The organism is Ensifer sp. VA4 (assembly GCF_055710065.1).
Genome location: NZ_JBVQPO010000011.1, coordinates 53,419 through 79,958 on the forward strand (window position 1 = coordinate 53,419; position 26,540 = coordinate 79,958).

25 protein-coding genes and 2 pseudogenes are annotated in these 26,540 nt (G+C 60.0%); 7 read left to right on the forward strand and 20 right to left on the reverse strand.

The features are described from left to right. Nucleotides 1-10: 10 nt before the first annotated feature. Complete coding sequence (locus tag AC0C6X_RS19820; protein WP_173519766.1) at nucleotides 11-1,045, reverse strand: AraC family transcriptional regulator; 1,035 nt, start codon at nucleotides 1,043-1,045, stop codon at nucleotides 11-13. 378 nt (nucleotides 1,046-1,423) lie between these two features. On the opposite strand from AC0C6X_RS19820, the gene AC0C6X_RS19825 reads away from it, so the two are divergent. Together AC0C6X_RS19825 and AC0C6X_RS19830 are read left to right on the forward strand one after the other, a co-directional pair. Further along, nucleotides 1,424-2,119: a glutathione S-transferase family protein gene (locus AC0C6X_RS19825; RefSeq protein WP_173519765.1), complete on the forward strand. Its 696-nt coding sequence runs from the start codon at nucleotides 1,424-1,426 to the stop codon at nucleotides 2,117-2,119. 759 nt (nucleotides 2,120-2,878) lie between these two features. Then, nucleotides 2,879-3,352, forward strand: a complete 474-nt coding sequence (locus AC0C6X_RS19830) for a YbhB/YbcL family Raf kinase inhibitor-like protein (protein ID WP_173519764.1) — start codon at nucleotides 2,879-2,881, stop codon at nucleotides 3,350-3,352. 494 nt (nucleotides 3,353-3,846) lie between these two features. Here the strand turns inward: AC0C6X_RS19830 and AC0C6X_RS19835 are convergent, their stop codons facing one another. From AC0C6X_RS19835 to AC0C6X_RS19885, 11 genes are all read right to left on the reverse strand, one after another. Then, entirely contained in the window at nucleotides 3,847-4,920 is a 1,074-nt protein-coding gene (locus AC0C6X_RS19835) for a lipocalin-like domain-containing protein (RefSeq protein ID WP_173519763.1), read from the reverse strand. Next, complete coding sequence (locus AC0C6X_RS19840) at nucleotides 4,910-7,318, reverse strand: ABC transporter permease (protein WP_472954744.1); 2,409 nt, start codon at nucleotides 7,316-7,318, stop codon at nucleotides 4,910-4,912. Before AC0C6X_RS19840 ends, AC0C6X_RS19835 begins: the two co-directional genes overlap by 11 nt. Beyond that, nucleotides 7,315-7,971: an ABC transporter ATP-binding protein gene (locus tag AC0C6X_RS19845; RefSeq protein WP_173519761.1), complete on the reverse strand. Its 657-nt coding sequence runs from the start codon at nucleotides 7,969-7,971 to the stop codon at nucleotides 7,315-7,317. The genes AC0C6X_RS19840 and AC0C6X_RS19845 overlap by 4 nt, the downstream gene beginning before the upstream one ends. 230 nt (nucleotides 7,972-8,201) lie before the next feature. Further along, nucleotides 8,202-8,450, reverse strand: a complete 249-nt coding sequence (locus AC0C6X_RS19850; protein WP_173519760.1) for a hypothetical protein — start codon at nucleotides 8,448-8,450, stop codon at nucleotides 8,202-8,204. 221 nt (nucleotides 8,451-8,671) lie between these two features. Beyond that, the gene (locus AC0C6X_RS19855) at nucleotides 8,672-11,182 is read right to left on the reverse strand and encodes a spermidine synthase family protein (RefSeq protein WP_472954746.1); all 2,511 of its coding nucleotides are present in this window, start codon (nucleotides 11,180-11,182) and stop codon (nucleotides 8,672-8,674) included. Further along, entirely contained in the window at nucleotides 11,179-11,820 is a 642-nt protein-coding gene (locus AC0C6X_RS19860; RefSeq protein WP_246304574.1) for a protein-L-isoaspartate(D-aspartate) O-methyltransferase, read from the reverse strand. Before AC0C6X_RS19860 ends, AC0C6X_RS19855 begins: the two co-directional genes overlap by 4 nt. Nucleotides 11,821-12,382: 562 nt before the next feature. Further along, nucleotides 12,383-14,272: a bifunctional sugar phosphate isomerase/epimerase/4-hydroxyphenylpyruvate dioxygenase family protein gene (locus AC0C6X_RS19865; RefSeq protein ID WP_173519758.1), complete on the reverse strand. Its 1,890-nt coding sequence runs from the start codon at nucleotides 14,270-14,272 to the stop codon at nucleotides 12,383-12,385. A 28-nt stretch (nucleotides 14,273-14,300) separates the two neighbouring features. After that, complete coding sequence (locus AC0C6X_RS19870) at nucleotides 14,301-15,161, reverse strand: shikimate dehydrogenase (protein ID WP_472954748.1); 861 nt, start codon at nucleotides 15,159-15,161, stop codon at nucleotides 14,301-14,303. A 91-nt stretch (nucleotides 15,162-15,252) separates the two neighbouring features. After that, nucleotides 15,253-16,266 carry a TRAP transporter substrate-binding protein gene (locus AC0C6X_RS19875; protein WP_173519756.1) on the reverse strand — a complete coding sequence of 338 codons (1,014 nt, stop codon included), beginning with the start codon at nucleotides 16,264-16,266 and terminating at the stop codon, nucleotides 15,253-15,255. 59 nt (nucleotides 16,267-16,325) lie between these two features. Further along, the gene (locus AC0C6X_RS19880) at nucleotides 16,326-17,606 is read right to left on the reverse strand and encodes a TRAP transporter large permease (protein WP_173519755.1); all 1,281 of its coding nucleotides are present in this window, start codon (nucleotides 17,604-17,606) and stop codon (nucleotides 16,326-16,328) included. Between the two features lie 10 nt (nucleotides 17,607-17,616). After that, nucleotides 17,617-18,180, reverse strand: coding sequence for a TRAP transporter small permease (locus AC0C6X_RS19885; protein WP_173519754.1), 564 nt, complete (start codon nucleotides 18,178-18,180; stop codon nucleotides 17,617-17,619). Nucleotides 18,181-18,476: 296 nt separating this feature from the next. Here AC0C6X_RS19885 and AC0C6X_RS19890 point away from each other — a divergent pair, with 296 nt between their 5' ends. The 5 genes and pseudogenes from AC0C6X_RS19890 to AC0C6X_RS19910 all read left to right on the forward strand — a co-directional run bounded on the left by AC0C6X_RS19890 (nucleotide 18,477) and on the right by AC0C6X_RS19910 (nucleotide 20,407). Beyond that, nucleotides 18,477-19,130 (forward strand): TetR/AcrR family transcriptional regulator, encoded by a 654-nt coding sequence (locus tag AC0C6X_RS19890; RefSeq protein WP_173519753.1) that lies wholly within the window; start codon nucleotides 18,477-18,479, stop codon nucleotides 19,128-19,130. Between the two features lie 66 nt (nucleotides 19,131-19,196). Further along, nucleotides 19,197-19,403: a DinB/UmuC family translesion DNA polymerase gene (locus tag AC0C6X_RS19895; RefSeq protein ID WP_173519752.1), complete on the forward strand. Its 207-nt coding sequence runs from the start codon at nucleotides 19,197-19,199 to the stop codon at nucleotides 19,401-19,403. A gap of 12 nt (nucleotides 19,404-19,415) precedes the next feature. Continuing rightward, nucleotides 19,416-19,611 (forward strand): annotated as a pseudogene (locus tag AC0C6X_RS19900) (LLM class flavin-dependent oxidoreductase); the annotation flags it as partial. Between the two features lie 155 nt (nucleotides 19,612-19,766). Then, nucleotides 19,767-20,000 (forward strand): AbrB/MazE/SpoVT family DNA-binding domain-containing protein, encoded by a 234-nt coding sequence (locus AC0C6X_RS19905; RefSeq protein ID WP_173519751.1) that lies wholly within the window; start codon nucleotides 19,767-19,769, stop codon nucleotides 19,998-20,000. Beyond that, complete coding sequence (locus tag AC0C6X_RS19910; protein WP_173519750.1) at nucleotides 19,997-20,407, forward strand: type II toxin-antitoxin system VapC family toxin; 411 nt, start codon at nucleotides 19,997-19,999, stop codon at nucleotides 20,405-20,407. Before AC0C6X_RS19905 ends, AC0C6X_RS19910 begins: the two co-directional genes overlap by 4 nt. 85 nt (nucleotides 20,408-20,492) lie before the next feature. On the opposite strand, the pseudogene AC0C6X_RS19915 reads toward AC0C6X_RS19910, so the two are convergent. The 8 genes and pseudogenes from AC0C6X_RS19915 to AC0C6X_RS19950 form a co-directional block, all read right to left on the reverse strand. After that, nucleotides 20,493-21,281 (reverse strand): annotated as a pseudogene (locus AC0C6X_RS19915) (IS1595 family transposase); the annotation flags it as partial. Nucleotides 21,282-21,448: 167 nt separating this feature from the next. After that, nucleotides 21,449-22,486, reverse strand: a complete 1,038-nt coding sequence (locus tag AC0C6X_RS19920; protein ID WP_472954753.1) for a Gfo/Idh/MocA family protein — start codon at nucleotides 22,484-22,486, stop codon at nucleotides 21,449-21,451. A 7-nt stretch (nucleotides 22,487-22,493) separates the two neighbouring features. Beyond that, complete coding sequence (gene aroQ, locus AC0C6X_RS19925; RefSeq protein WP_173519728.1) at nucleotides 22,494-22,943, reverse strand: type II 3-dehydroquinate dehydratase; 450 nt, start codon at nucleotides 22,941-22,943, stop codon at nucleotides 22,494-22,496. A 33-nt stretch (nucleotides 22,944-22,976) separates the two neighbouring features. Continuing rightward, on the reverse strand, nucleotides 22,977-23,345 hold the full coding sequence (locus AC0C6X_RS19930) for a 5-carboxymethyl-2-hydroxymuconate Delta-isomerase (RefSeq protein ID WP_173519727.1): 369 nt from the start codon (nucleotides 23,343-23,345) through the stop codon (nucleotides 22,977-22,979). A gap of 14 nt (nucleotides 23,346-23,359) precedes the next feature. Next, complete coding sequence (locus AC0C6X_RS19935) at nucleotides 23,360-24,220, reverse strand: shikimate dehydrogenase (protein ID WP_173519726.1); 861 nt, start codon at nucleotides 24,218-24,220, stop codon at nucleotides 23,360-23,362. 18 nt (nucleotides 24,221-24,238) lie between these two features. Next, complete coding sequence (locus AC0C6X_RS19940; RefSeq protein WP_173519725.1) at nucleotides 24,239-25,012, reverse strand: amino acid ABC transporter ATP-binding protein; 774 nt, start codon at nucleotides 25,010-25,012, stop codon at nucleotides 24,239-24,241. A gap of 7 nt (nucleotides 25,013-25,019) precedes the next feature. After that, a complete protein-coding gene (locus tag AC0C6X_RS19945; protein ID WP_173519724.1) occupies nucleotides 25,020-25,844 on the reverse strand; it encodes a transporter substrate-binding domain-containing protein in 825 nt (274 codons plus the stop codon). 41 nt (nucleotides 25,845-25,885) lie between these two features. Continuing rightward, nucleotides 25,886-26,536, reverse strand: a complete 651-nt coding sequence (locus tag AC0C6X_RS19950; protein ID WP_173519723.1) for an amino acid ABC transporter permease — start codon at nucleotides 26,534-26,536, stop codon at nucleotides 25,886-25,888. Nucleotides 26,537-26,540: the final 4 nt, after the last annotated feature.

The window sequence follows — 26,540 nt, forward strand, 5'->3', positions numbered from 1 at the left end:
TGATCTCTGCTTAACTGTCGTCCGAAACAGCCATTGTCGATGGGGACATGATCCGACGCCACTGGCCGGGCGTCATGTTTTCCCACTCACGGAACGCACGATAGAACGAATTGGTGTCCTGGTATCCGAGCAGGAAGGCCACTTCCTCTATGTCAATCGAGGGATCGGAGAGAAGCTGGGAACCGAGTTCCTGTCTGGCTTCGGTCAGAAGAGCACGGAATGTCGTGCCTTCCGCGGTAATACGCCGCTGGAGGGTGCGCTCGCTCAGCCCCAGTTCGTGCGCCACGGCTCCAACGTCCGGGCGCCCACTGGCCATGGCGCGCTTCAATGCGCCTTTTACTAGGTCACCGAGTGTGGCCCGCGCCTCAATCTCACGCACTGCGTTTGCCAGCGCGGGGGTTAGCATCAGGAGCAGTTCGGGGTTGTGCCCAGGAAATGGCAGGTCGAGGTCCGGCGCATTCAGCACCATGCGATCACGTTTCGCCCCGAAATGGATCGGACAATCGAAGAAAATGCCGTGCTTGTCCGTTCCGGGATTTGGCCGCCGCAATTCCACCGAGATTGGCCGCAGGTGACGGCCAGTGCCGCGTCGGCCGAGTTCCAGCAAAAGGGCAAAGCTTGCGTCCACCGACAGCGGCGGCTCCGGTTCGGTGCCCCCAGGCCACTCGATCGTCACGGCCACTTTGCCGTCGCGCTCCTCGAAACAAAGGCGGTCAGGGCTGCACAGGCGGTTGAAGCGGGCGATCCGCGCCATGCCGTCCCGAAAGTCGGCAGCGTAGGACGCCACCAGAAATGCAAGCTTGTGATTGGCGGTGCTGGTCTCGCTCACCATCCTGATGCTGAAGGCGGGGTCCTCGGAGAGCGCCTCTATGGCATTCCAGATTGCGAAAAACTGTGTCGTGCTGATGACGGCGGAATTGTCGAGATGAAGCGTCGCAGGAAGCCTGGCATGTCGCAGGACCGCTGAAGGCCGCAGTCCCAGTTGTTCTAGCGATTGCCAGAATGGCCTCGGCAATTTGCATCGGTCAGAAGGCACTTTGGTCATGGCTATCTCTCTTTACTCCAGTTGGAGATCGCAGGTGGCGGAATGGCCTACGGCATGCCTTGCCCTGCGGCGGCATGACGCCATCGGCCAAATCACACCGCGGCAATTGCGCTTTTCAAGGCACATCTCGGGGCTAGCGCCCGCCGTACGGACGGCGCAAGTGCTACACACTGGCTGGCGTATACGGTAGCGCTTTTGGCGCTTTTCGCAAGTCCGTTGGCGCCGTCTGCTAGTGCGCGCACTGCGTTCTGTCCTTATCTTCTGCTCTTGTGGTGCCGGTGTTGAACACTGCACCCGGCAACAGCGAAATGTCGACCCGGCAGCCCTGCAACATCACAAGCAAGGGAGCCGATCCGGAACAGCCATCAATCAGGAGATTTGAACGTGACGCTCACATTTTACACCAATCCCAATTCCCGCGGCCGCATTGTACGCTGGATGCTGGAGGAAATCGGCCAGCCCTACGAGACGGTGGTCATCGATTACCAGAAGACCAGCGCATTCGACGCGTGGGGCGGGGCGGCTCTTGAACGACCGGTGTCTGGCGATCCCAATGACGAGCGAGTCCGCTTCTTCACGCAGGTCAATCCCATGGGCAAGGTGCCTGCGATCGTGCATGACGGCCACGCCGTGGCCGAAAGCGGCGCAATCATCGCCTATCTCGCAGAAACCTTTCCGCAAGCCGGTCTGGCGCCTACCGCGGAAGAGCGTGCCGATTATTATCGCTGGATGTTCTTCGCCGCCGGTCCGATCGAACAGGCCGTCACCAATCACCGCGCCAAATTCGTGCCAGCACCGGAGCAGGAGTTCTTCTTCGGCTACGGCAGCTATGAGCGGACGCTGGATGAACTGGAACGCGCGGTCCAGGCGCATCCTTTCATCGCAGGCGATCGATTCACAGCTGCAGACATCTATATCGGCTCGCATCTCGGCTGGGGCCTCGGCCTCCAGACCCTACCTCCGCGTCAGACGTTTCTCGACTATATCGGAAAACTGGTGAACAGGGACGCTTTCAAGCGGGGCGTGGCCAAGGACGAGGAATTGATAGCGCAAGCTGCGGCCCGTGCCGCATAGGCATGTCGCCTTCACGCCCGGGTTCGGAGAATACCGTCTCGAGCATAGCTGCGCCCGAGAGGCAGGCTGAAATATCCGGCAATACCGCGCCGCACGCATGAGACCACGCTTGAGCTACTCCTCCGGGCAACCGCATGCGTGCGCCTCAAGTGGCTCCGGATTTACTCCGGCCGTTGACACGTGGAGGGTTTGAAGCTGCACACGCGAGCGGCGACCCGGAGTCGGAGCATACCGTCAGCCTTACCCGTGTGAATGGCCCCTCTCCCTCAAGTTTACCTGACAGCGGACAGTCAGCAGTCGGCCCCAACTGAGACGCTCGGATTCGTGCCGACTAAGGATCCGTTCTTCCCGCTTACGGACGTTCAGATCAAAGGCGGTAACGCGAACACTCCATCCGCCTGCGATGTTTGGAAGCCGGCAACATGCCGCTCAGTTCGGATCTCTCCGATCCCTCGCCTTGAAGCGTTTCGAACCGTAACCCGCAATTCGAAGGAGCTATTTGCGCTCCCACGATATGTTGGGCGTTGGCATCCTCGTCCATCCAAGATCCTATGAAAATGTCCGATATAATCGACAGACATTCGCGCTAATTTTGCTGACGCAGGCAAGCGTGTCGTTATAGGTTTCGGGTCGACGCCCTGGACATCGCGCACCAATAGGCCGATGCTGTTACTGGTCTGGAGACGCCCACAGATTACGTGGGCAAGGGTATATCGTGAGGGGCAACGAAACGGTTTCGTGAATTCGCCGAGGCTCCATATGGCGTTCACTATCGCATCGCCCGCCTTTAACAATGGCGGAACCATTCCCAGGCGCTACACCTGCGAAGGGCAAGGTATTTCCCCGCCTCTCGAATGGACAGACGTTCCGAACGGAACCAAAAGCCTTGTATTGATCGTCGACGACCCGGACGCACCGGATCCTGCTCATCCGAAGATGACATGGATACACTGGATTGTTTTCAATCTGCCCCCCGACCTGAAGGGGCTTGTGGAAGGGATTTCGCAACTGCCATCAGGCGCCCAGACAGCGAGGAATGGGTGGAACAGCAATGCGTATGGCGGCCCTTGTCCTCCGATCGGTGTGCACCGCTACTTCTTCAAGCTCTACGCACTCGATGACCGGCTCACCCTATCGGCGGCGGCTAGCAAGGACCAAATTGAAGCGCAAATGCGCGATCACGTCATTGCCGGAACCGAGCTGGTCGGCACCTATGGCAAAACAGGGAAGTGACCGATGTCGACCGATGCACTCGACATACCTTGTCGCCGATTGATCTATTGGAAAATGCTGCCTCTATGATTTGATCCGTTATTGAGAACAAAGCTCCAAATCTGGAAGACATACATCGCTAACGCAACAGCCCGTGTCGTCGTTCCATGGGTGGTATGGGCCGGACAACACCTGTGACGATGAGTGGCGGCACCGCCGTATTCAATTCCCGGTGACACACGCTTTCCTCTGCATCACCAGAGAACACCTCCGAGGTCAGACCAGGCGCTGATCGCCATCTACGTGAAGCACCGTTCCTGGGATGAAACCATTGCGCATGCCGCAACCCTCCGCAGGCCCGGCGGTGCGATAGAAACTGCCTCCTGCCCCTCCTGCTACTGCATGTCTCCTTGAATCGACCTCGATTTAAGGACGAAGACATGCAGCAAATCAAAGTCCTACAGCGACCTTTGCGCGTCTGATAAGACGCGCGGCGCTGTAGCCTGTGGTTTGGGCTAGTACCCGGTCATCTCCAGGTAGCCCCTGCCACTGACGCTGCCGTCGAAGACGATCGGGCCTTCCCAATACGGTACCGACGTTGACATCCACGCATGATCGTTCAGAGGCTGGGTTGTGACGTCAAAGCCGCGACTGGGAATCCGGACATTCCAAGAAACAGGAATTTGGCGCCCTGCGACTTTCGCGGTTCGCACGGGAACGATCTTGAGAGCCGCCGCGGGCAAGGGATCCGGTCGCCCGTCGGCAGTGACCCAGGTGGCGGAGGTGTATCCCTCTCCTTCATCTCTGAGACGGAAGCCCATGAGCTTCTCGCCTGTATCGAGATGCAGCGAGAACCAATCCCAACCGATCTGGTCTTCCGCGAGCGGCTGTGACGACCACTCGCGGTCAAGCCAAGCCTTCCCCGTCACCTCTACATTGCCGGCCGGTAGCGAAAGCGAGCCGGTGACCGCATAGAATGGTTGCGAATAGTAGTAGCTGGCCTGTCCCTTCGCTGATTTCAGCGAATAGCCGTTGTCGCCCTGTGGCACCAGCGGACCGGTCGCCGAAAGGCGGAGTTCATAGCCGAATTCCTCTGCCGTCGCAGACAGGCTGAGGTCGGCCAATTGGTCCGCTCCCGGGGCGGCTTGTCCCTTCATCTGCCAGTCATCGATCCAGGCGGAAAACGGCTCCGCGACAACTCCAGCCTGCCCCACTCCCCCGCGGGACATACGTTCTGAGACGAAGTGGTCCTTTGAAGAGGTGACGGCTGCATGCCCCATCCAGAGCTGTGGGCTCGACCACTCTCTGGCCTCACCCGGAGCCAGCGCTGACCGGAAAAGGGTCCACTGCGCTCCGTATTGAGTTCCGTCAGGGGCCTCAAGATTGGCCGTCAGGTACCACCACTCGATCCGGAAGTCCGGATGTGGGCCGTGGTCGGCGGGGAAACGAAACAGCAGGCCGGGCCGTGGCACCGAAAATCCTTCCGCCGGCGAGCCGAGGTCACCAAAGCCCTCGGAGGCCGCATGGCTTCCGGACAAGCTGACCATGGTCGTCACCGCAAAAGCGATCGCAATCGATCTAACGCTCATTGGCGAATACCTTCAGAAGTTCCGATGGCGCGAGTCCTGTCAGTCGGCGAAGCGGAATCAACGCGGAAACGACCGCAGCGGCGAGTGCGACGAGTCCGAGCCTGATCCACTCGTAAGGAAAGATATACATAGGCAGACGCCAGCCGAAAGCTTCGACGTTCACCACCGCGAGAAGCACCCACGCCAGCGCCAGACCGAGGGGCAGAGCGGCAATAAATGTCGCCAGCCAGAGCACCAGCGTCCTTAGAACTTCAAGAAGAGCGAGATCGCGTCTCGTGACCCCCAGGGCCCACACGGGCGCAAGCTGCGGGAGGCGCATTTCCGAAAGCGTGAAGAGGCTCGAGAACATAGCCAATGCCGCAACCCCGAGCGTGAAAATGTTCAACGCGCCCGTAACCAGGAATGTGCGATCGAAGATCCGCCGTGACTGTTCCTTCAGTGCCGCTTGATCGACGACGTTACCGGGTGGTAGGCCGAATTCGTCCGAGAGCCTTGATCGTAGGTCCGCGACCTGATCAGGCTGGATCCGCAGACCGTAGCGCAGGCGCGAGACTTGCGGGTAGCGAGAGGTAAGGGCGTTTAATCCGGCGATGACCTGGCCCTTTGGGTTTCCGTAATCCGAATAGACCCCGACAACCGCCGCCCTCCAGTCACCCGCCAGTTCTAGCTGATCGCCGATGCGGAGCTGGTCCCGCCTCCAAAACTGTTCGTTGACCAGTACGCCTTGACCGGACGCCACCCGATCCCAGACGTCCGGCATGCCAATGATCAGGGGCCAGTGCTTCCTGTAGGTCGGATCGTCAACGACACCGAAGATCTGCATCGGTTGCCCCCGGATCTCGGCATCTACGCTGGAGATCGGCAACAACGAATCCACCTTCGTTGCAAGCCATGTCCTGAGCCTGTCTGCCTCGCCCTCATTCCGGGCCGCGACGTAAAGCTCGGCGGCGAGGCGTTGGTCGAGCCAGCCGACGAACGTGAGACGGAAGCTCGACACCATGGTTCCAACGCCGACGTTTGCCGCCAGCGCAAGAAGCAACGCCATGAGCGCAAGGGAAAGTCCGGGGAGTTGCTGCCGCGCATCCGCCCAGAACCACCTGACAAGCGCGCACGAAGACGTCCGCTGCATCACGGTGAAGAATCCAGAGAGCACGGTGGGGAGAAGCAGCGACGCCCCGAGCAGAAGGCAGCCAAGTATGGCAAAGCCCGCCGCGAGTCCTTCAGCCCACAGAAGAAGAGTTCCCGAAAGGGCTAGCAAAACGGCTGCGGCTAGTACCTGAAACCGCCGCCCCGCTTGCCACGATCGCCCCCAGGTCTGGGGCTGGGCCGCGAGCAAAGGCACCCTCGTCAAGCGCAACATGCTCTGTGCCGACGAAACCAATGTTCCGGCCACCGCGATGGCAAAACCAGAAATCCACCACTCCGGACGCAGGGAAAGCGTGCCAGGCACGCTGGCTCCGTAGAGTCCTTCCAGGGTTGCGGCCACTCCGGGCAGCAACAGCGACGCGACCAGATATCCGATCGCGACGCCGACTGCCCCGGCGGAAAGCGCGAAAAAGACAAGCTCGGCGAGCAGCAGAACGGCAAGCGCACGCAACGAAACGCCGAGGCAGCGAAGCGTTCTGAAGGTCGGCCGCCGTTGCTCGAAGGCAAGACCGATCGTCGAATACACAATGAACAGCCCCACCGCGAAGGCGAGAAAACCGAAGGCCGTCAAATTGAGATGGAAACTCTCGGTTAGATGCTCGACGTCGGTTTCTGCATTCGGCTCGCGAACTGAGAGCGTTGGAACAACCTTCTCAAGTGGTTCCAGACCGGAACGTTGGTTTTCGGCGATCACAATCCGACTGAGTTCGCCCTCTCTTCTCAATAGCCTCTGGGCCATACCGATATCGATGAAGGCGGCGCCGTCCAGCATCCGATCCGAAATACGCAGCGCGAGGTCGGTCTGTCCGCGCAATTTCTCCGCTGTTGCGGGAGAGACGACCAACATGCCCGGCGGCGTGATGAAGGAAAGCAAGTCTCCGCCAATTCCCAGATCGACGGTGTTAGTCTGCGCGGGCATCGTCAGTGGCTCGATGCCGATCACCTTTAACCGGGTGACACCGAACCGATAGTCTCCCTCCAAAACTGGTGATACGTTCCAGCCCGCCCGCCTGAGCCGCACGAAGGCGGATTGAGGAATCGGGCTGCCGTTTGGAGAAACCAGGTTCGCCAATCCGTTCTGGTCGAGCACAGCCGCGGCGCGGCTGTAGCTCGCGCGGGCTTCTGCGTTGATCGCCTGCACTCCGGTCCACAGGGCCGTTGCCAGCGCCAGGCCGGACAAGAGAGTGCCGAGCTGCAGCGGTCGTCGTCGCCAGTGGGACAGAAGTGCCGTGGCTGCGGTCCACATCTTCATTCGATCTTCCCGGACCGCAAATGCAGCTGCCGGTCGAGCCTATCCGCCAGTCTTTGCGAGTGTGTCACCAGGAGCAGTGTCGATCCGGTTCCCTTCGACAGCGAGAGCATCAGTTCCAGGACAGCGTCTCCATTGGCCTCGTCCAGGTTTCCTGTGGGTTCGTCCGCCAGGACTAGGCCGGGACGCGCGGCAAGGGTTCGTCCGACCGCCACCCGCTGCTGTTGTCCGATGGAAAGCTGCTCAGGATATCTGGTCAGCAATGTCCCGATTCCGAGGCGGGCCACGAGTTCATTTTCCCACGGGGGATCATGGCGCCCCGCTAGCTTGGCATGGAACGCGATGTTCGCGGCCACGTCTAGTGACGGGACAAGATTGAACTGCTGAAATACGAGGCCGACTTCTGTTCGCCTGTAAGCAGCGCGTTCCCGGTCATTCAGCTTGGAGATGTCTCGGCCCCCGATCACGATCTCGCCTGAATCCGGACGGTCGAGACCGGCTACGAGATGCAGGAGGGTGCTCTTTCCGCTACCCGACTCCCCTGTCAGGGCAACGCTGTCTCCTTGGTCGAGATCGAGATTGACCCCTCTCAACACTTCGAGCCGCCCTTCGGCAGTCTCATAGGATTTTCTAACGTTGCGGAGAGCGATCACCATGGCGGCCAAGATCAGGACGATAGCACATATTTAATTCTCCACGGCCGCTTGGAAAGGCCGACAGTGCGGAGATGCGAATACTGACCGAGTCGTACGTCAGGTTCATCGCAAACGGCTCGTCTCCCGAAGGATACAAAACTGTTTTCGGCCGTCTTACCGCTTGTTCGGGGATGAGCTTGACCCCGGGGCCCGGACCGGGCTGATGCCCCACTTGAAAAGCCGACAATGTGTCATAGGGTGCCGCGGGAGTCCGGCGGTTGCGAACGTTGATACATCGTCAGCGCCCACTGCGTAAGAAATTCGTCCAGATACAAAATGTAAACGTCACCCTCGCTGCCCCTGACCTTGAAGTAGCGGTAATCGGCGCCATGCCACTGATCGAGGTTTTCGACCACATCGATCTGCCGGCCGTTGAGGTAAAATCGTCGGAGCTTCTTGACACCACCTTCGTCCACGAAGGTTTCGACCTGAACTTGCATGGCGCTCTCGCCGTTCTCTGGGCCGAAAGGCAATGAACCACGCCTTCTGCTAGCCGAGCGGGATCTTTCTTGGACAAATAGCTGAGGGTGGGCGAGAAGAAAGGGGTGCACGGCCCCCTCGCCTCGTGTCTTGGACGCCGTTCGACTGCTTGAGGCGCCTTCCACCTGTTTGCACAAGCTTACGTCGCACGCCGCGATTGGCATCGAACGGTGTGCCAACATCAGTTGCGGGAGGGGCCATTCCGCTTATCTCGCGAACGGTTCAGATTTGAAATAGAGCCTTGCGACGTCCGCTGATCGTGTCGATACCACGACCCGGCGAGTAAAGCCGGCGCGGCAAGATAAAGGATCGTGGCTATAGTCACGACACCCGTGAACCCGATATGCGTTGCAAGCAGTGCGGCGAGGATCGCGCTCAGCACCGACGCACAGCCATTGATCCCCCACGCCCAGGGAAGAAATTCCTCCGAGCATGCGCCGATGTGGCCGAGGCCGAGGGGGAACGGCATGCCCATGAAGACAGCGAGCGGCGCTATGAGGAGGAGCGCGATTGCGATCTTCGCGGCATCCGGAAGTATCAGCAGCCGTTCGAATATCACGGGCAGCGCGAGCAGGTAGCTCCCAGCCAGGAATGCGATCACCACGACAGCGAGGGTTATGCCGCGCACTGCCGATCCGCTTCCGACCGCCACCACCCAGCGTGCGGCCAGGGTGCTACCGAGACCTGCGAAGACAAGGAAACCCGCAAGCACAACAGCGACGGCGTAGAGCGGGTGGCCGAGGAACAGCACGAAGCGCTGGATGAAGGCGATCTCGATGAACAGGAAGGCTAGGCCCAAGGCAAAAAAATAAAGCCCGAAGCGCAGCCGGGGTACGGCACTCCCGAGCGCGCGCCGGCGAAGCCAGAGCGGCAGCAGGATCAGGACGGCACTTATGATCGCGGCCTGCACGAGCGTCGCCGCCAGGATCAGGTAGCCCCAGTCGAGCATCGCTGCCCCTCCTTGAGTGCGCAGCTTCAGGAGTTCGGGCAGGGCTTGCCAACGGAAAAAGTCGAAGAAATAGGGCTTATTGTCAGTGGCCGGCACGATGTTGAACTTGTAGCGCTCGGTGAAGTCGGCTCTCTCAGGGCCGATGAGAGCGAGGGCTCCCTCGTAGAGATATTCCTGGTCGAGTTGATTGTAGCGGTTCACGTCGCTCGCGGAGATGCCCGGCACCCAGGAGACATCAAAGAAATTCTCGGCCGCGAAGGCGCGAATGGCTGCGACGTCCTCACTGCTAAAGGACGACTTGGCGACGAGCAGGGTTGCGGTATTCCAGCTCCGGATCAGCGCCAGGTGCCGGCCGGGCTGGGACACGCCATCCGCGTCAAGCGCGGCGATAGCGGTGGCGAATAGCTTGAGGATGTCGCGCGGAGGCGCCCGTAGCCAGCGCGTGACGGCGACGATGCCATCTGGTTTCAGTACCGCCAGGTAATCCCGCAGTGCCTCCACGGTGTAGGTGTAGTTCTCATGCATGCTTTGTACCCCGGCCGCGGCCGCGCTGAAGGAGTCAAGGAGCGGCATCTGGATCAGGTCGTAACGCTCACCAGCGGACGCAGCGAAGGCGCGCGCCTCGGCTAGATGCAGATGCACGTGCGGAAGGCTGAAGATGCCGCCGATGAACTTCGCGAAACGATTGCGAGCCAGGTCGATCATCTGCGGGTTGATCTCTACAGCGTCCACGATGTTGGCTCCGGCGCGTAGCGCCAGCAGCACCTGCTCGCCGCCACCAGCACCGAGGACCAGCACGCGCGGCCGCGCAAGCATTCGGTACGGGAGCGCCGCCGTTGTCCGCTCGAGATAGGCGACGGTCGCCGGATCGCCGCTATAGGCGGTCATCGCCGTAATACCATCGCCATCGCTGAAGACGGCGAGTTGCGCGGGCGGCTCTTGGGTGTTGGCGAGGCTGAGGCCCGGCGCGTGCCGGAAAGGGACGCTCGGGCTTGCCACGACTGTCAGTAGTCCGAGCGGGCTTGATCGCTCTTCGACCATCTGCGCGCTTGGGACGTCGAGAGCCAGGCTTAGGCCCTTGTACTGCGACATGTGCGGTGCGGTGGCCGTAAAGGACGGTGGCAGCCACACCGCGATGACCGCGGCTGCAAGCCAAAGGCTGCCCGCGGCGAACCGCCGACGGCGAGCCATGCCTGTCGCGGCGAGGGCAGCCGCCGCAAATGCCAACGCCGCGATGTAGCGCAGTGCCACAGAGGGAAAGACCAGGAACAACAGTCCGATGATACCCAGTGCGCCGACCCCAGCGCCGACCAGGTCGAAGGCATAGACGCGTCCGATCTGGCCAGGATGGCGACTGAAGGCAAGGCCGATACAGGTTGCACCAAAAAAGAACGGCAGGATGAGCAGTGCATAGCTGGCAGCGAGCCAACCGAGCTGGCCCGGATTCCAGACGACCTCGAGCGCGTTGAACGGCAGGCGTTCAGCACCCGCGAAGCTGGCGACCGCAGTAATGCCGAACAGCGCTGCCGACGCTGCGAAGGCGGTCGAGTACCGTTTCACCAGAGGACGGCGGGCCAAGGCAACGAACGTACCGCTCGCACCAAAGCCCAGGAGGGCAATGCTTATGATCATATAGGCAATTTGATGCCATTGAATGATCGAAAAGAGCCGCATCAGCAGCACTTCGTAAGCAAGGGTTGCCGCTGATATCAGAGCAACCGGCAGTAGGCGCCCCGCTCTCATCGGGCCCTACCTCCCCTCAGTGGCACAAAGGCCACCGGCAGCAACTGCCGGGTCGTGATGCTTCCGTCCCGTCGCTTCTCGACCAACATGAGAAACTGGGTCGCGAAGGGGCCTCCCACAGGGACGACCATACGGCCTCCCTTGGCAAGCTGCTCGACCAGCGGCGGCGGGATGTGGCTGGCAGCGGCAGTTACGACGATACCGTCGAAAGGCGCGTGCGCAGCCCAACCATAGTAACCGTCGCCCACCTTCACCTCGACATTGTCGAAGCGGAGCTCCGCCAAGCGGGCGGCTGCCCTTTCGCCCAGCTCCGGTATGATCTCAATCGAGTAAACCTTCGCTGCGAGCGGCGACAAGACGGCTGCCTGATAACCCGAGCCAGTACCGATCTCGAGAACAACGTCACGAGGTCCGACGTTGATCAGGTCGGTCATCAGCGCGACGATGAAGGGTTGCGAAATGGTCTGGCCGTATCCGATCGGCAGTGGCCGATCTTGATAGGCCTCGCCGCGCTGCTCCTCGGGCACAAAAAGGTGGCGCGGCACCTTTCCCATCGCCTCCAACACAGCCGGATCGATGCCCTGGCCTTCGACCGCTGACGGCGCCGAGCGGGCGTGCGATTTGATCGTCTCGATCATCGCTGCACGCTCGCCAAGGCGATCCTGAGCGGGCGCGGATGTCGAAACCACGGCGGCAGCGCTTGCGAGAACCGCCGCCATCAACGCTTGGCATTGGGCTAGAGGACGCATGAACGTTCTCCCGGCTGTAACGCGAGAGTATAGTGGCGGCGGCATTTTGAACAAACCTCGCGCGGTCACTCTGCGCAAGGCTGCGATGTCACCTACGGTGTTCCGCTCGATACATTATGCGATTATTTTGGCCCATAAAGAGAAACGGCTGTACAGGCCTGATGTGGTCGCCCAAACCATACCAGGCGAAAACGCTGACCCCCGCGCTGAAGTTCTATGTGGCAGTTTGCGACGTTGGCGACGGTGTGCTTGCGAACTGGGATGCTGTCTTCGCCAACTCGGCGAGGATCGAGGTGCCGAGCAACGTCAAGCATAACCAGCGCCAGACGGAACAGGGGAATGGCAGGTCACACCAAGCATGGCGCCGTTCTCGGCAGCGGAGAATGTCGCCTGACGACCACCGTTACAACTCCCCTGAGCCAATCGGTGTCCCGAGTCTATCGCTTGGCGACTAGCTTTTCGGCAGCCCGTCTGGCCTCAAGTACTTTCTCAGCGCCGCGATGCGAAAGATAGCGTTGGCGGCTCCGTAGCCGCGATAGCCGCGTCTTTCGACGATTTCAAAGAAAAAACCTTCTCCAAAGGTCGGGCTGTAGAGCTGGAAATATTCGCCGCCGTCATCGCGATCATAGAGAATGTTTTCGGACTTCAGCTGATCGATAAGCTCCGCATCGAGACCGAAGCGGGCTTCGACGTCGTCGTAGTAATTCGGCGAGATCGGCAGTGCGTTGAAGCCGTTTTTCCGCAATGCTTGCGCCGTCGCGAAGATATCTTCGGTGGTGAAAGCAAGGTGCTGTACGCCGGAGCCGAAGGTTTCGGCGATGAAGCGGCCAGCCAGCGTATTGCGGTTCTCCGTGCCGTTCAGCGTCAGACGCAGCGTGCCCGCGTCGTTTTCCACGACCTGGCTGCGCACGATGCCGGCCGGATCGATAATGTCGACCATGGGTGTTTTATGCGCATCCAGTAGCGATGTGTAGAAGAGCAGCCAGGTCAACATCTCCTCGTATTTGACGGTCTGAGCGATGTGATCGATGGTGGACAGTCCGGCCGGGATGACCGAGCCTTCGTCTCGCACCGGATCGAATTCGATCTCCCAGATCCTGGAGAGCTCGGATTTTTCGTCCAGGAAATAGATGAGGCCCCCGCCAACACCGTGGATCGCCGGGACCAGGAGTTCACCTGGGCCGACCGGCTGCTCGAAAGGTTCGGCGCCAAGCGCCCGCGCCCGTTCCACGGTCGCGGCCGCATCGTCCACCATGAGGCCGAAGGCATAGGCGGACGTGCCGTGTACCAGATAGGACGCGCTGGCGAAGCCTTCCCGCTCGGTATTGACGACCAGATTGATTGCGCCCTGGCGGTAGACTACCACCTGCTTCGTCCGGTGCTGTGCCGCCTTCTTGAAGCCGATGGAAACGAGCAGCGCTTCGAGCTCGCCTGCTTCTTCCTCGGAGGCACTGAACTCCACGAAGGCCACACCCTTGACATCAACGCGCGGAGGCATCTTTGGAACCGGCAACCGTATATCCGCTTCGGCGCGCCTGACCTGGTCCCCGAGATAGATCAGCGAGCGATATCCGTCGACGGCAATCGCATTGGCGTTGCCGCCACGAAATTGGTCATTGAAGATTTCGAGCGACAAATAGCCGTCATAGCCAGTTGCCGCCACCGCGCGGGTAAAGTCGGTCACCGGCAAGTCGCCCTCGCCCGGCATGTTGCGGAAGTGCCGGCTCCAGTAGAGCAGATCCATATCGATCAGCGGGGCATCGGCGAGCTGGACGATGAAAATCTTCTCCTTGGGAATCGAGCGGATCGAGTTGACTTCGATTTTGCGCGACAGCGTATGGAAGCTATCGAGGATCAGGCCAATGTTTGGATGATCGGCGCGCCGGACAATCTCCCAGGCGTCGCGATGATCGCTGATGTGGCGGCCCCAGGCGAGTGCCTCGTAGCCAACGCGCAGATCCCGCTTCGCGGCGCGTTCCCCGAGCTCGCGAAAGTCAGCGGCCGCCCGGTCAAGTCCACCCAGTGCCGCCGGCGACACATTGGAGCAGACGAGGACGAGGTCGGTACCAAGCTCCTGCATCAGGTCGAACTTGCGCTCCGCCCGGTCGAAAGTCCGTGTCCGAAGCGGCTCGGGCATGCCCTCGAAATCACGGAAGGGTTGGAACAGGCTGATCTCCAGACCGAAGTCACGCACCATCCGGCCAACTTCGCGTGGGCTCTCGTCGAAGGCGAGGAAATCGTTCTCGAAAATTTCGACACCGGCAAAGCCCGCTTTGGCGATGGCATGCAGCTTGTCCTTGAGATCGCCGCTGAGCGAAACCGTTGCTATCGAGGTCTTCATCGTTCATTCCTCGCTGGAGTTCTCGGCGTCAGCCGGTCATCGCCTTGAAATGGTTGAGCATCCGCGCCGCGTCCGGCTCGAGCCCTGTAAACAGGCGAAAGGCGCCGACCGCCTGGAAGACGGCCATTCCGCCGCCGTCGAGCGTGCGGCAGCCGCGTCGTCTGGCTTCCGCGAGCAGCGCCGTTTCGAGCGGGAAATAGACGATCTCGGCGACCCAATGGCGCGGATCGAGAAGGTCGCCGTCGAGCGGCAGCCCCGGATAATTCGCCATGCCCGTCGGCGTGGCGTGGATCAGCCCCGACGCCGATCGCATTGCAGCCGCGAGGTCCGTGCCGGCTGAGATGTCCGCTTCGGGGAACAGGGCGGTCAGCATCTCGGCAAGCGACTGCGCCCGATCCGGCTCGCGATCGAAAACAGCAAGGCGCTTCAAGCCGAGCGATAGCGCGGCGTAAGCGGTCGCGACGCCCGCGCCGCCTGCCCCGAGCTGCACGGCAAAGGAAAGGTCGGCATCCGGCAGCCCGCGCGTGAAACCTTCGGCAAAACCCCACCAATCGGTGTTGTGGCCATAACGCCGCCCACCCTTGAGCACGACGGTATTGACGGCGCCGAGCCGCTGCGCATCAGGTGCAAGCTCATCGAGATAGGCTATGACTGCCTGCTTGCACGGATGGGTGATGTTGAGGCCTGCAAACCCCTGCCGTTCAGCCTCGGCAAGCAGGCGCGGCAGGTTGTTTTCCGTCGCGTCGATTTCGCGAAGGTCGATCAGCTCGTACGCATAGCGAAGCCCCTGAGCTGCGCCTTCGGTCATGTGCATCGCCGGGGTCAGCGACGCTTGAATGCCCGCGCCGATCAGACCGGCCTTCAAGGGTCTTACAAGCGTTTCGGTCATGGTTTGCGTTTCCATCCTCAAAAGCCCGCAGCAACGGGCAGCCAGCCTCCGGCCCGCCGTGCCTTGCGGACGGGCCGGAGTTTTCGCCCTGTTACTGGCCCCGTGCGGCGCCGATCTCCTTGAACAGCGCCTGCACCGTCTCCGTGCCAATCTCGGCGCTAAACTTCTCGATCACCGGCTTGACGGCATCACGCAGCTTCTGCGTCTCCTCGGGGCTGAGTTCGCTGATTTCCATTCCGGTCTTGCGGATTTCCTCAAGGGCTGTGGCATCCGCTTCTCGCGACACCTTGCGCTGATAATCGCGCGCTTCGGTTGCAGCCGCCTGCAGGACGGTCTTTTCCTCGTCGTTCAGCCCATCCCAGAACTTCTTGCTGACGAGCACGATCTGCGGATTGTACTGGTGACGGGTCAACGTCATGTATTTCTGCACTTCATAGAACTTGGCGTTCAGGATGTTTGCGGCCGGGTTTTCCTGCCCATCGACCGTCCCGGTCTCAAGCGCGGTATAGAGTTCGGTATAGGGCAGCGGCACGGCGTTGGCGCCGAGCGTGTTGAAGAGCTCGATCGGGATCGGGGACTGGATCGTGCGGATCTTCAGACCCTTGATGTCCTCGAGCTTCGTCACTGGATGGCGATTGTTGGTGAGATTGCGGAAGCCGAGCTCCCAGTAGCCGAGACCGACGAGGCCGGTATCCGGCAGAAGCTTGAGGAGACTGTCGCCGAAGGCACCGTCCATCACCTTGTCCGCCTCCGCACCGCTGTCAAAGAGGAAGGGAAGGTCGACGGCGCCGAACTGCTTGACGTTGTTGGCAAGAATGCCGGCGTTAAGTACCGTCATCTCTATGACGCCGCCCTGCAGCGCCGAGACGGTCTGGACGTCACCACCGAGCGTGCCGCCCGGAAAGAGCTTCACCTCGATCTTGCCGCCGCTCTTGTCCTTCACGAGTTCGGCGAACTTCTCCATGCCCATTACCTGCGGGTGACCCTTGTTGTTGGCCGAAGCGAACTTGATGGTCTGGTCGCGTATTTCGGCAAGCGTCGGCCCTGCCGTCAGCAAAACGAGCGGCAAGGCAAGCCCTAGGGCCATTTTCGTCAGTTTCAACATGTTCTCCTCCCAGATTTGGCCGGTATTTCCGCCGGTCGTGTTGAAGCGTGCAATTTCTGTCAGTGCCCGAACCAGGTAACCGGAACGGTCACCAAGGCGGGGAACAGGACGAGCAGGAACAGGACGATCAGTTCGGCGACCAGGAAGGGCAACACGCCCTTCATCAGGTCTTCCATCGACAGTTTCGAGACGCCGCAGATAACGTTCAGAACCGTGCCGACCGGCGGTGTGATGAGGCCGATCGAATTGTTGATGATGAACAGCACGCCGAAATAGACCGGGTCGATGCCTGCCTGCTTGATGATGGGCATCAGAACCGGCGTCATCACGAGGATGGTCGGCGTCATATCCATCGCAGTGCCGACGAGCACGATGAGAACCATGATCGTCATCAAGAGAAGCGTCTGGTTGTCCATCAGGGGTTCGATCAACGAGGCAAGCGCGCCGGGGACGTCAGCAACGGTGATCAGCCAAGCGGAGACCGCGGCACAGGCGACCAGGAACATAACGACAGAGGTGATCTTTGCCGCCGACACGAAGACATGAAAGAGCTGCGCCGGCGGCAGTTCGCGATAGACAACCATGGCGACGAAGAGCGAGTAGACGGCAGCAATAACGCCGGCTTCGGTTGGCGTGAAGACCCCGAACTTAAGGCCAACGATGATGATGACGGGCAGCATGAGGGCCCAGATGCTGTCGACGAGCGCCTTGAACCGCACTGCCCCGCTCTGCCTTGGCGGCAACTCGAACTGCTCCTTGCGGGCAACGATCAGCCAGGTGACGCAAAGGGCCACGGCTATCATCAGCCCCGGGAAAATACCGGCGAGAAAGAGCTTGGTAATCGAGACGCCGCCGACGACGCCATAGAGGATGAAGCCGATCGACGGCGGGATGATCGGTCCGATCACCGAGGCGGAGGCGAGCAACCCGCCGGCGCGCGCCGCGTCATGACCGCTCTTCAGCATCATCGGCAGAAGCAGCGCCCCGAGGGCAGCCGCGTCGGCGACGGCCGAGCCCGAGAGACTGGAAAGAATACAGGCGGCGAAGATCGCGACGAAACCAAGGCCGCCGCGGACATGGCCGACCATCGCCATTGCCAGCGCGACGATGCGGCGGGAAAGCCCTCCGGTGTTCATGACCTCGCCGGCGAGCAGGAAGAATGGCACGGCCATCAGCGGAAAGCTATCGGCACCGTTCAAGACGTTCTGTGCCACGATCTGTGCGTCGAAGAGACCTAGGTAGAGCATCAGCGCGACACCGCTGATAATGAGGGCGAAGGCTATCGGCACGCCGAGCGCCATGGGTCCGAGAAGTGCGCCGAGGAATATCGTAACGGTCATCACAAGATCCTCAGCGCTTGACGGAAACGGGGCCGAGCACCGGCTCGGGAAGATCGTCCAGCGCCATCTCGTCCTCGCTGTCGCGCACCAGTTCGGCTGTTGTCACATCGATACGGCCTGTGGCGATGGCGAAGGCGTCGGCAAGCAGGATCAGGAATGCAGGGACACCAAAGGCGAGACCGGCGCCGTAGAAGAAGCCCATCGAGAGCCCGGTCGCCGGCGCGCCGACGTGAAGATTAATCAGCGTCTGTGCCCAACTGCCGCTGATCATCAGCCATGTCGCGAAAAGCATCAGCGCATAGCCCGAGAGCACCGCGATCCTTGCCGCAAGGGGCGGCAGTCGTTTGATGACTGTATCAACGCCAAGATGTCCGTGTTCGCGCATGGCGACGACGGCGCCGAGGAAGGTAACCCAGACGAAAAAGATGCGCGACAGCTCCTCCGAGACCGTGATGCCTTGGTTGAACGCATAACGCAGAACGACATTGCCGAAGACGAGCACAACCATGCCGGCGAGCAGCAGGGCAATCGCCACCTTCAGCGCGAAGAAATAGAAATCGATGATGCGGGTCATGCGCTCCTCCCAAAGCGGCGTGCCGTCTTGACGCCCGAGCGTCGCAGTGGCGACGATGGGCGGCGTCAGGGGCACGGTGCGAGCACGACCTCCTCCGGCCGTCTTCGCTCATTACAAAATGTACGAACTAGTACGTATGTCAAGTGGACTCTCTTGAAAGAGCCCGACAACCTCAATATGACTTCCAAGGGAGACGAAATGAGGAGGCCTGTGGCCCGCCTGTTTCGATTTGGTTTTATTGGGAAAATTTCGGCTGGTGAAAGATATCGGCTGATGTCGGGAGTGACGACGAAAGAATGGCAGGGCGGGCTGAGGCAAGTCGGAAGAACGATCCGGAACGAACCAAGGAAGACATCCTTGTCGTCGCCACGGAGGAGTTCTCGACGCATGGCCTCGCCGGCGGGCGCGTCGATGCGATCGCAGAACGGACCCGAACCTCCAAGCGCATGATCTATTACTATTTCGGAGGCAAGGAGGGACTTTACCTCTCCGTGCTAGAGCGCGCCTATCGCAAGATCCGCACGCTTGAGGAGGATCTGAAACTCGCTAGCCTTGCGCCGGAAGAAGCGTTGCGCACGCTGATCTCCAGTACCTTCGACCACGACGAGGCCAATCCCGATTTCGTGCGATTGGTCAGCATCGAAAACATCCACCACGCAGCACATATGCTTCGTTCCGAAGCCATCCGTGATCTGAATGTCTCAGTCATCGAGACGATCGCTGGCATTCTGGAGCGCGGTGTCGCTGAAGGCGTCTTCAAGCGAAAGGCCGACCCGATCGATGTGCACATGCTGATTAGCGCCTTCTGCTTTTTCCGCGTTTCGAACCGCTACACATTCGGCATGATCTTCCGCCGCGATCTCTCTGAGCCAGAGACGATTGGCAGGCATCGAACCATGATCGCCGATGCCGTTATCAGCTACCTGAAAAATGCAGACGGACCGATTTGACGACTGGTCGAGCGACGGTACTTAGGTCGGCTACGCCCGTGCGACGACAATGTTCCAAAGCCTGAGGTGAAATGGGGTGATTTCACACAGGTCACCCGGAGCAAGGCCGTCACCTTCCCGATCGCAAGCGCCGGCGAACTCGCCGACGTCTCGACGCTCCTGCTCTCGCCGCTTTTCCCGGTCGCGAAAGGTATTCGGCTTTTGGGTGTGTTGCTGTCATCGCTCGACAGTGCAACCATCGAAGACAAACATCAACTCGCGCTCACACTTTGAGCTTGTCCGGCCGCCCCCGGCAGGTTCGGTGGCGGCGGGGCGAGTACCACATGGCTGGTTGGCTGTGCCGAGGATGTCGCCCGCTCGCTGCGCAGGTACGAAGAACTGGGCATCACGCATTTCGTGCTTTACGCCCTATCTCCAGGAAATCAGGCGCCAGGGCAAGCAGTTGCTTCCGCTTCTGCGTGACAACAGTTTATCGGCATGACGGTAATCAGGTTCCGATGCGCCCCGAGCAAGCGCTAGCCAACGTCCAATTTTGGCGCCGGAGCGCTTCCTGGTGATTGTTCGTCGTCCCATTCTCTAGAAAACCGGGCCGCGAAGTAACACTTTCTAGAAATCATTCCTTACAACGGTTCGACAATGACGACAACGGTTACAGCTAAGGGGCAGATTACGATCCCCAAACCGGTGCGCGACCTCTTGGGTATAGTGCCTGGGAGCAAGGTTGATTTCCGCCGTGCACCGGATGGGAGCATAGTGCTCGTCCATGCCGCTAAGAAACAGCAACCCAGCCGCTTCGCACAGCTGCGGGGGCACGCCGGCAAAGGGCTGGATACGGACGCGATCATGGCCCTCACGCGTGGCGAACCGTGACATTCGTAGACACGAACGTTCTTCTCGACATCGTAACAGACGATCCGAAATGGGCCGATTGGTCCATAGCGCAACTCGAAAACGCAAGTCTTGAGGGGACACTGTGGATCAACGATATCGTCTATGCAGAACTCGCCGTTCGCTACGATCGAATCGAAGAAGTCGACGCGCTCCTTGATCAAGCCGGGTTAGAACTCGCGCCAGTCCCGCGGGAGGCTCTCTTTTTGGCAAGCAAGGTTTTCACACGTTATCGCAAAGTAGGGGAAACGAGAACTGGCGTTCTCCCGGATTTCTTTATCGGAGCCCGTGCGGCCGTCAGCGGGCTACCGTTGCTCACGCGTGATGTTGCTCGCTATCGAACCTATTTCCCCACATTGACATTGATTGCGCCGGACTTGCCGACCTAACCGCACCTGATTGAGACAGCGGTCGCACCGGGACGACGCTGCCAAGCGGTGGTGCGCCTTCGTTCCGGTGGATACATGGCCCTTATCAACCAAAGACAGCGACTGCTGATTTGACGATGATCCCACCAGCCGGACTTCTGCGCAGTTGACGGCCGGTCGCGGCGCGAAAGATTTGCGGCAATTGCAGCGCCGGCGGCACTCGCGACCACATGGTTTTCATGCGTTCCCGGCCATTTCGGGTTTTCCGAACAGCCTGGCCCGTCACAATGCGCTGTGACCAGCGGAAACCGATCTCGTGGAAATACAGGTCGGCATGCTGCGGGCTGATATGATGAAAGACGCCGGCAATGGTGCGGCGGACACGGGAATTGAAACCTTCGACCGAATTGACATGGACGGCGTCACGAACGTATTCGCGGCTGGAATGCTTCACGGTGTCATGCCTGGCATAGTTCTCGCCAAGAGCCATGAACGCTGTCGCCTCATCGCTCATCAAATAGGCATCGGGGTCGATCTGCGCTTCGGCGGCGCGCGCCGCTGCCCGGAGCGAAAGACCCGTCACCACCGCAGCACGCGCGTCACCGGCCGGAGTGCCGGGTGTGACGTCATCTGGCCGTTGAACGATCACCATGACCGGCGTCTTCTGGGTATTCGGCAGACCTTTTCGGCCTCGTCCAGGCGGTGGATCATCCGGATTTATTCTTGCTCGCCCACCGAGATAAAAATGTTCGATCTCCACCGTGCCATCGAGCATGTGCTCGCGCGCCACCATGAGACGCAGCGCGTGTCCCATCCGCCAGGCCGTCGGTTGGCTTACCCCCAGAGCCTCGGCCAGGCGCACCGAGGATAAACCTTTATCCGACTGCAGCATCATTTCTGCCTTAAGTCGTTGCCGAAGCAGGCGCGTTTCGATGGCAGCGAAGACAGAGCGGCGACGATTTCCTCCGCCAGAAGCGCGATGCCTAACGTCGGTGTTGAGCCAGCGTTCTCATCGCATCGGATGCAAGGAGCGGGCGAGCAGGCGGTCACATTACTCAGGCGTCAGTTCAACTCGATACGTTGTCCCGTTGCCGCCGAGCTTTTTACCGCATCGATTACCCTCAAGGTTTCGAGCCCCTCACGCCCGCTGACAAGCGGCGGTTCGTCTCCGCGGATCACCTTGCAGAACTGCCTGATCTGCAGGACGAGCGGGTCCTCGTCGTCGACCTCGATACGCTTTTGGTCAAATGGTTCCCACCAACTCCGTTTACCAGGATTGCGCCAGACCTCGAGCGACGGAACAGCCAGCGACCCGTGCGTTCCTCCGATCATGTAACAGGATTGCTCGGTTTTGGGGTAAGCCGGATTCTCTCCGCTTGTCATCTCCCAGCTCCACGGTGCGACCACCGCGTCCGAGACTGTCGCAGTTCCCAAAACTCCATTCTTGAACTCGATCAGGATCACAGCCGTTTCCTCAACTGCGTTGCCGCGCACCGCGCTGGACTCGCGTGCCTGAACCGCGGCCACATCGCCGAAAAGGTAGCGCAGATTATCGACATCATGGATGAGATTGAGGAAAACCGGCCCCGCACCGCGCTCACGACGCCACGAGATGTCGAAGTATTCGTCGGGCTTGAACAGCCAGAACATCGCATTGACAACAAGAACGCGGCCGAGCTTCCCGCTTTCGATGATTTCCTTTGCCTTCTGCGTCACCGGGTTGTGTCGGCGGTGATGGCCGGTCAAAAGAGGAACACCTTTTGCCTCAGCCGCTGCGATCAGCTTTTCCCCGGATATAATGTCGTCGGCGATAGGCTTCTCGATGAGTGCGGGAATGCCGGCTTCAACGGCTTCTAACCCGTTCTGAACGTGAGCCGGGTTTGGCGTAGCCACGATGATCCCATCAGGTCGGTCTGCGGCAATCATGTCCGCAAAGCTTGGAAACCACTTCACGCCGGCTTCCTTGGCAATGGTCTCGCCAACCGGCGTGGGATCGACCACGGCACTGAGTTGCGCCGAGGGCTCGGTCAGGACGTGCTGAATATGGCGCTTACCGATGAGGCCTGCGCCAAGTACGGCCAGCTTAACCCGTTGGGTCATGATCACCTCAGCCCTTGCTCGCGGCCTTGATCATTGTCGCCGCGCGCCGGATGCCAAGCTGGTATCCTTCCGTTCCAAGGCCGCAGATCACGCCGTCCGCGCGGTGCGAAACGAACGAATGGTGTCGGAAGGTTTCGCGCTTGTGCACATTGGAGATGTGGATCTCGATCACAGGCCCTTCAAATGTGTTCAGAGCGTCGAGGATGGCGAGTGAGGTATGGGTGAAGGCTGCCGGATTGATGACGATACCCGCACCGTCCTCGCGCGCCTCATGAATCCAATCGATGATCTCGTATTCCCGGTTGCTCTGATGAAAGCGGATTTCATGGCCGAGTTCGGCTGCCAGCTTGCGACAGTCCGCCTCCACGTCTGCGAGCGTTTCGTGCCCGTAGATGTGCGGCTGGCGTTTGCCAAGCAGGTTGAGGTTTGGTCCATTGAGAACGTATATCAGGCTCATAGTATAGTGTCCTTCTTGAGCACGTTTTTCTGGTCAGACGAACGCGATTGCTTGAACAGCAAAATCAGGGTCCGACTCGTAGAGATCTGCGCGCAAGCCGAGCCTTCCCGCTTCGAGAGCAGGCGAGGCGATCGCCCGCGCGGCCTCGAGAACGGCAGTAAGAAGCTTCTGCTTGGTCTCTGCAGTACGACCCGGTGCCACCCTCAGGATGATTTGGATGAAATGGTTATCGACATGCTCATCGCCCACGCAGGAGTATGTCGCCTCCCGCGCAAGCGTGCGCACGGCGGACGGTTTCACAAGACCGCCATCGCGAACGCAGCGATGCACGGTCTGCGTCAGCCGGTCCATGGCTACATGCTCGCCTGCGCCCCGGCTATAATCGATGATGATATGCGGCATTTGGGATCTCCCCATCAAACCGACAGGCGGCACAAGTCCGTAAAGTGACGGGACATGCGCTCTGCGTCGGGTGTTATCCCGGTGAACAGCTCGAAAGCCGCTGCTGCCTGATAGACGGTCATGCCGCCGCCACGAAGGGTCCGGCAGCCTTTTCTTTCGGCGAGAGCAAGGAGCTCTGTGACGAGCGGCATATAGACGATGTCGGCGACCCAATGCCGTGGCAGAAGCCATTCCGGGTCGATCGGCAAACCAGGATGGCTTTTCATACCCGTCGGCGTCGCGTGGATAAGCCCATCGGCGGAACGCAGGGCGCCGCCGACATCCGTCGTGGCACGAGCGCAATCCCTTGAGAACCGATTGTTCAACTGCCCAGCCAAGGTTTCTGCCCGTTTCGAATCCTGGTCAAAGACCGATAATTTCTCAATACCGAGCTTGATTGCGGCATGCGCCACGGCGACACCGGCGCCGCCGGCGCCGAGCAGGACGGCATGCGCCTTCGCGACGTCAGAAAGGCCGTGCTGGAAATTCTCGTAGAAACCATACCAATCAGTGTTGTGGCCGATCCTCTCGCCGCCCCGAAACACCACGGTGTTGACCGCACCGAGCATCTCTGCATCCTCGGAAAGGCGATTGAGGTGGGCGATCACCGTCTGCTTGCAAGGATGTGTAATGTTGCTCCCGGCAAAACCGCGCCGCTCTTCCTCGTCGAGGAGGTCCGGCAGCGCCGAGGCGGGAAGGCCTCGTTCGGCGAAGTCAAGAAGTTCGTAATGGTAATCGAGGCCCTGGTGTCGAGCCTCCGTTTCGTGCAACGCCGGGGACTTTGACATTTGGATGTCGGCACCGATCAGTCCTACGAGGAATTTCTTGTCGCGCATTGGCATCGCTTTCGAACGTCAGTGGTGAGCCAGGATTTCGCCGAGAAAGGTTTTCGTGCGTTGGTGCTTGGGCGACTTGAAGAAGACTTCCGGTTCGGCCTCTTCGACGATCTCTCCGGAGGCCATGAAGATGACGCGATCAGCGACCTGGCGGGCAAACCCCATTTCGTGCGTGACACAGATCATCGTCATGCCATCACGGGCGAGCCCGATCATGGTGTCGAGCACCTCCTTCACCATTTCAGGATCGAGGGCAGAGGTCGGTTCGTCGAACAGCATGACCTTCGGCTCCATGCAGAGCGCGCGAGCGATGGCAACGCGTTGCTGTTGTCCGCCGGATAGCTGCGCAGGATACTTTTCCGCCTGGTCAAGGATTCGAACCCGCTCGAGATATTTTCGAGCCAGTCGCTCTGCGTCAGTGTGGCTTGTGCCTCGAACACGCATCGGGGCGAGTGTACAGTTCTGAAGTACGGTCATGTGGGGGAAGAGATTGAAGCTCTGGAAGACCATTCCCACTTCGCGACGTATCGCATCGATGGATTTGGTGCTTCCGTCCAGTACCTGACCCTCGACGACGATCTTGCCTTCCTCGATCGTTTCGAGGGCATTGATGCAGCGGATTAACGTTGATTTCCCGGAGCCTGACGGCCCGCAGAGGACGATTTTTTCGCCTTTGCGGACCGACAGACTGATGGATTTCAAGGCATGGAAAGCGCCGTACCACTTCTGCACGTCCTCAAGGGAAATCAGCGTCGGTTGATCGTTTGCGGTATTGAGCACGGAACCCTCCATTTGGGCTTTAATTGACGGTGAACGGGATGTTCGGGATGGATTCCGGGAACTGCGGCAGATCGATCGCCATCCACTTCTTCGTGATGGCGGCCAGGTCACCATTGGCCTTGATCTTGTCGATGAAGGCGTTGACGGCTTCGTTCCAGTCCTTCTCGCCGAGACGGGTCCCGACGCCGTTGTAGGTCGTCAGAAAGTTAATCTTGCGCTCATAGGTGCCAGCACTCGCCCCATCCAGACGCTGACCATAGAACTGGTTGCCGCCAACCGCCTTTACCTGTCCGGAGATGAGAGCCTGGATGGTTGCGGCGTCGTCATCAAAGCGGCGGACCGTTGCGGTGGATCCGACGGCGTCCGTTACTGCCTTATCCTGCGAACTGGACTTCGGAACGCCGATCTCCCATCCCGCAATGTCTTCAGGTTTCGAAACCGTGTCGGACTTCGCGGCATAAAGCGAAATCGTGTTGGCGGCGTAGGGCTTGCTGTATTGAATTGATTTCGCGCGCTCTTCCGTCATCGCCATCGTTGCGAACAAGATGTCGACTTTGCCGGTCGTAAGCGCCGGAATTCGGTTGGCAACGGCGAGCGGCTGGAATTGAACCTTCACGCCTAATTCCTTGGCAAAAAGGTTGGCGACGTCAGCGTCGAAGCCGTCCTGCACGCCGCTTGTGTTGACGAACCCCCATGGCGCATTGTCGCCCTGGATGCCGACCACAAGCGTGCCCTTTGCCTTGATTTCCTCCACACTTGCCGCAGAGGCGGTGGCAGCGCCAACGGTTGCGAAGGCAACGGTTGCCAGTGCAAGTCCGAGAAAACTCCTACGATTGTTATGCATGCTTATTCTCCTCCTCAAGAGTTTTGCTTCGAGCGAAGCGGTTAGCGGGCAGCTTTCGCCATCCGTTTTTCGAGGCCACTTCCGGCATGGGAGAGCGGCCAGCAAATGATGAAGTAGATTGCGCCGACGATCCCGAAGACGAGCAGCGGGCGATAGGTCTGGTTTGATATGATCTGGCCGGCGCGAGTCAGTTCAATGAAGCCGACAATTGCTGCCAGCGACGTGCCCTTGATGAGCTGGACAAGGAAGCCGATCGTGGCCGGCATCGAGATTTTCAGGGCCTGCGGCAGGATGACGTCTTTCATCCGCGAAACATAATGCAGGCCGAGGGCGTTGGCCGCTTCCGTCTGGCCCTTCGGCACAGCCTCGATCGAGCCGCGCCAGATCTCTCCCAGGAAGGCGCTGGCATGAAGCGTGAAGGCGATTGCGACCGCGATCCACGCGTTGACCTCGATGCCCAACAGCGCAACGCCGTAATAGACAACGAAGAGCTGCATCAGAAGGGGCGTGCCCTGGAAGACGCCGATAAAGCCTGCGGTGATCCTCCGGGCGACTTTCGTCTTCGAGGTGCGCAACAGCGCGATCAGGATTCCGAATATCCCCCCGCCGATAAAGCCCACGATCGCGAGCAGCACGGTCCACTTCAAACCCTGCATCAAAAAGAAGAATTCATTTTCGCCGATGGGACCCATGATT

Excerpts from the sequence above, each read along its gene's own strand:
- AC0C6X_RS19865 (WP_173519758.1), bottom strand. The coding sequence starts at position 14,272 with ATGAAGACCTCGATAGCAACGGTTTCGCTCAGCGGCGATCTCAAGGAC.
- AC0C6X_RS19820 (WP_173519766.1), bottom strand. The coding sequence starts at position 1,045 with ATGACCAAAGTGCCTTCTGACCGATGCAAATTGCCGAGGCCATTCTGG.
- AC0C6X_RS19885 (WP_173519754.1), bottom strand. The coding sequence starts at position 18,180 with ATGACCCGCATCATCGATTTCTATTTCTTCGCGCTGAAGGTGGCGATT.
- AC0C6X_RS19860 (WP_246304574.1), bottom strand. The coding sequence starts at position 11,820 with ATGATCGAGACGATCAAATCGCACGCCCGCTCGGCGCCGTCAGCGGTC.
- AC0C6X_RS19890 (WP_173519753.1), top strand. The coding sequence starts at position 18,477 with ATGGCAGGGCGGGCTGAGGCAAGTCGGAAGAACGATCCGGAACGAACC.
- AC0C6X_RS19835 (WP_173519763.1), bottom strand. The coding sequence starts at position 4,920 with ATGAGCGTTAGATCGATTGCGATCGCTTTTGCGGTGACGACCATGGTC.
- AC0C6X_RS19850 (WP_173519760.1), bottom strand. The coding sequence starts at position 8,450 with ATGCAAGTTCAGGTCGAAACCTTCGTGGACGAAGGTGGTGTCAAGAAG.
- aroQ (WP_173519728.1), bottom strand. The coding sequence starts at position 22,943 with ATGAGCCTGATATACGTTCTCAATGGACCAAACCTCAACCTGCTTGGC.
- AC0C6X_RS19855 (WP_472954746.1), bottom strand. The coding sequence starts at position 11,182 with ATGAGAGCGGGGCGCCTACTGCCGGTTGCTCTGATATCAGCGGCAACC.
- AC0C6X_RS19840 (WP_472954744.1), bottom strand. The coding sequence starts at position 7,318 with ATGAAGATGTGGACCGCAGCCACGGCACTTCTGTCCCACTGGCGACGA.
- AC0C6X_RS19935 (WP_173519726.1), bottom strand. The coding sequence starts at position 24,220 with ATGCGCGACAAGAAATTCCTCGTAGGACTGATCGGTGCCGACATCCAA.
- AC0C6X_RS19845 (WP_173519761.1), bottom strand. The coding sequence starts at position 7,971 with ATGGTGATCGCTCTCCGCAACGTTAGAAAATCCTATGAGACTGCCGAA.
- AC0C6X_RS19930 (WP_173519727.1), bottom strand. The coding sequence starts at position 23,345 with ATGCCGCATATCATCATCGATTATAGCCGGGGCGCAGGCGAGCATGTA.
- AC0C6X_RS19905 (WP_173519751.1), top strand. The coding sequence starts at position 19,767 with ATGACGACAACGGTTACAGCTAAGGGGCAGATTACGATCCCCAAACCG.
- AC0C6X_RS19875 (WP_173519756.1), bottom strand. The coding sequence starts at position 16,266 with ATGTTGAAACTGACGAAAATGGCCCTAGGGCTTGCCTTGCCGCTCGTT.
- AC0C6X_RS19880 (WP_173519755.1), bottom strand. The coding sequence starts at position 17,606 with ATGACCGTTACGATATTCCTCGGCGCACTTCTCGGACCCATGGCGCTC.
- AC0C6X_RS19920 (WP_472954753.1), bottom strand. The coding sequence starts at position 22,486 with ATGACCCAACGGGTTAAGCTGGCCGTACTTGGCGCAGGCCTCATCGGT.
- AC0C6X_RS19870 (WP_472954748.1), bottom strand. The coding sequence starts at position 15,161 with ATGACCGAAACGCTTGTAAGACCCTTGAAGGCCGGTCTGATCGGCGCG.
- AC0C6X_RS19945 (WP_173519724.1), bottom strand. The coding sequence starts at position 25,844 with ATGCATAACAATCGTAGGAGTTTTCTCGGACTTGCACTGGCAACCGTT.
- AC0C6X_RS19950 (WP_173519723.1), bottom strand. The coding sequence starts at position 26,536 with ATGGGTCCCATCGGCGAAAATGAATTCTTCTTTTTGATGCAGGGTTTG.
- AC0C6X_RS19830 (WP_173519764.1), top strand. The coding sequence starts at position 2,879 with ATGGCGTTCACTATCGCATCGCCCGCCTTTAACAATGGCGGAACCATT.
- AC0C6X_RS19940 (WP_173519725.1), bottom strand. The coding sequence starts at position 25,012 with ATGGAGGGTTCCGTGCTCAATACCGCAAACGATCAACCGACGCTGATT.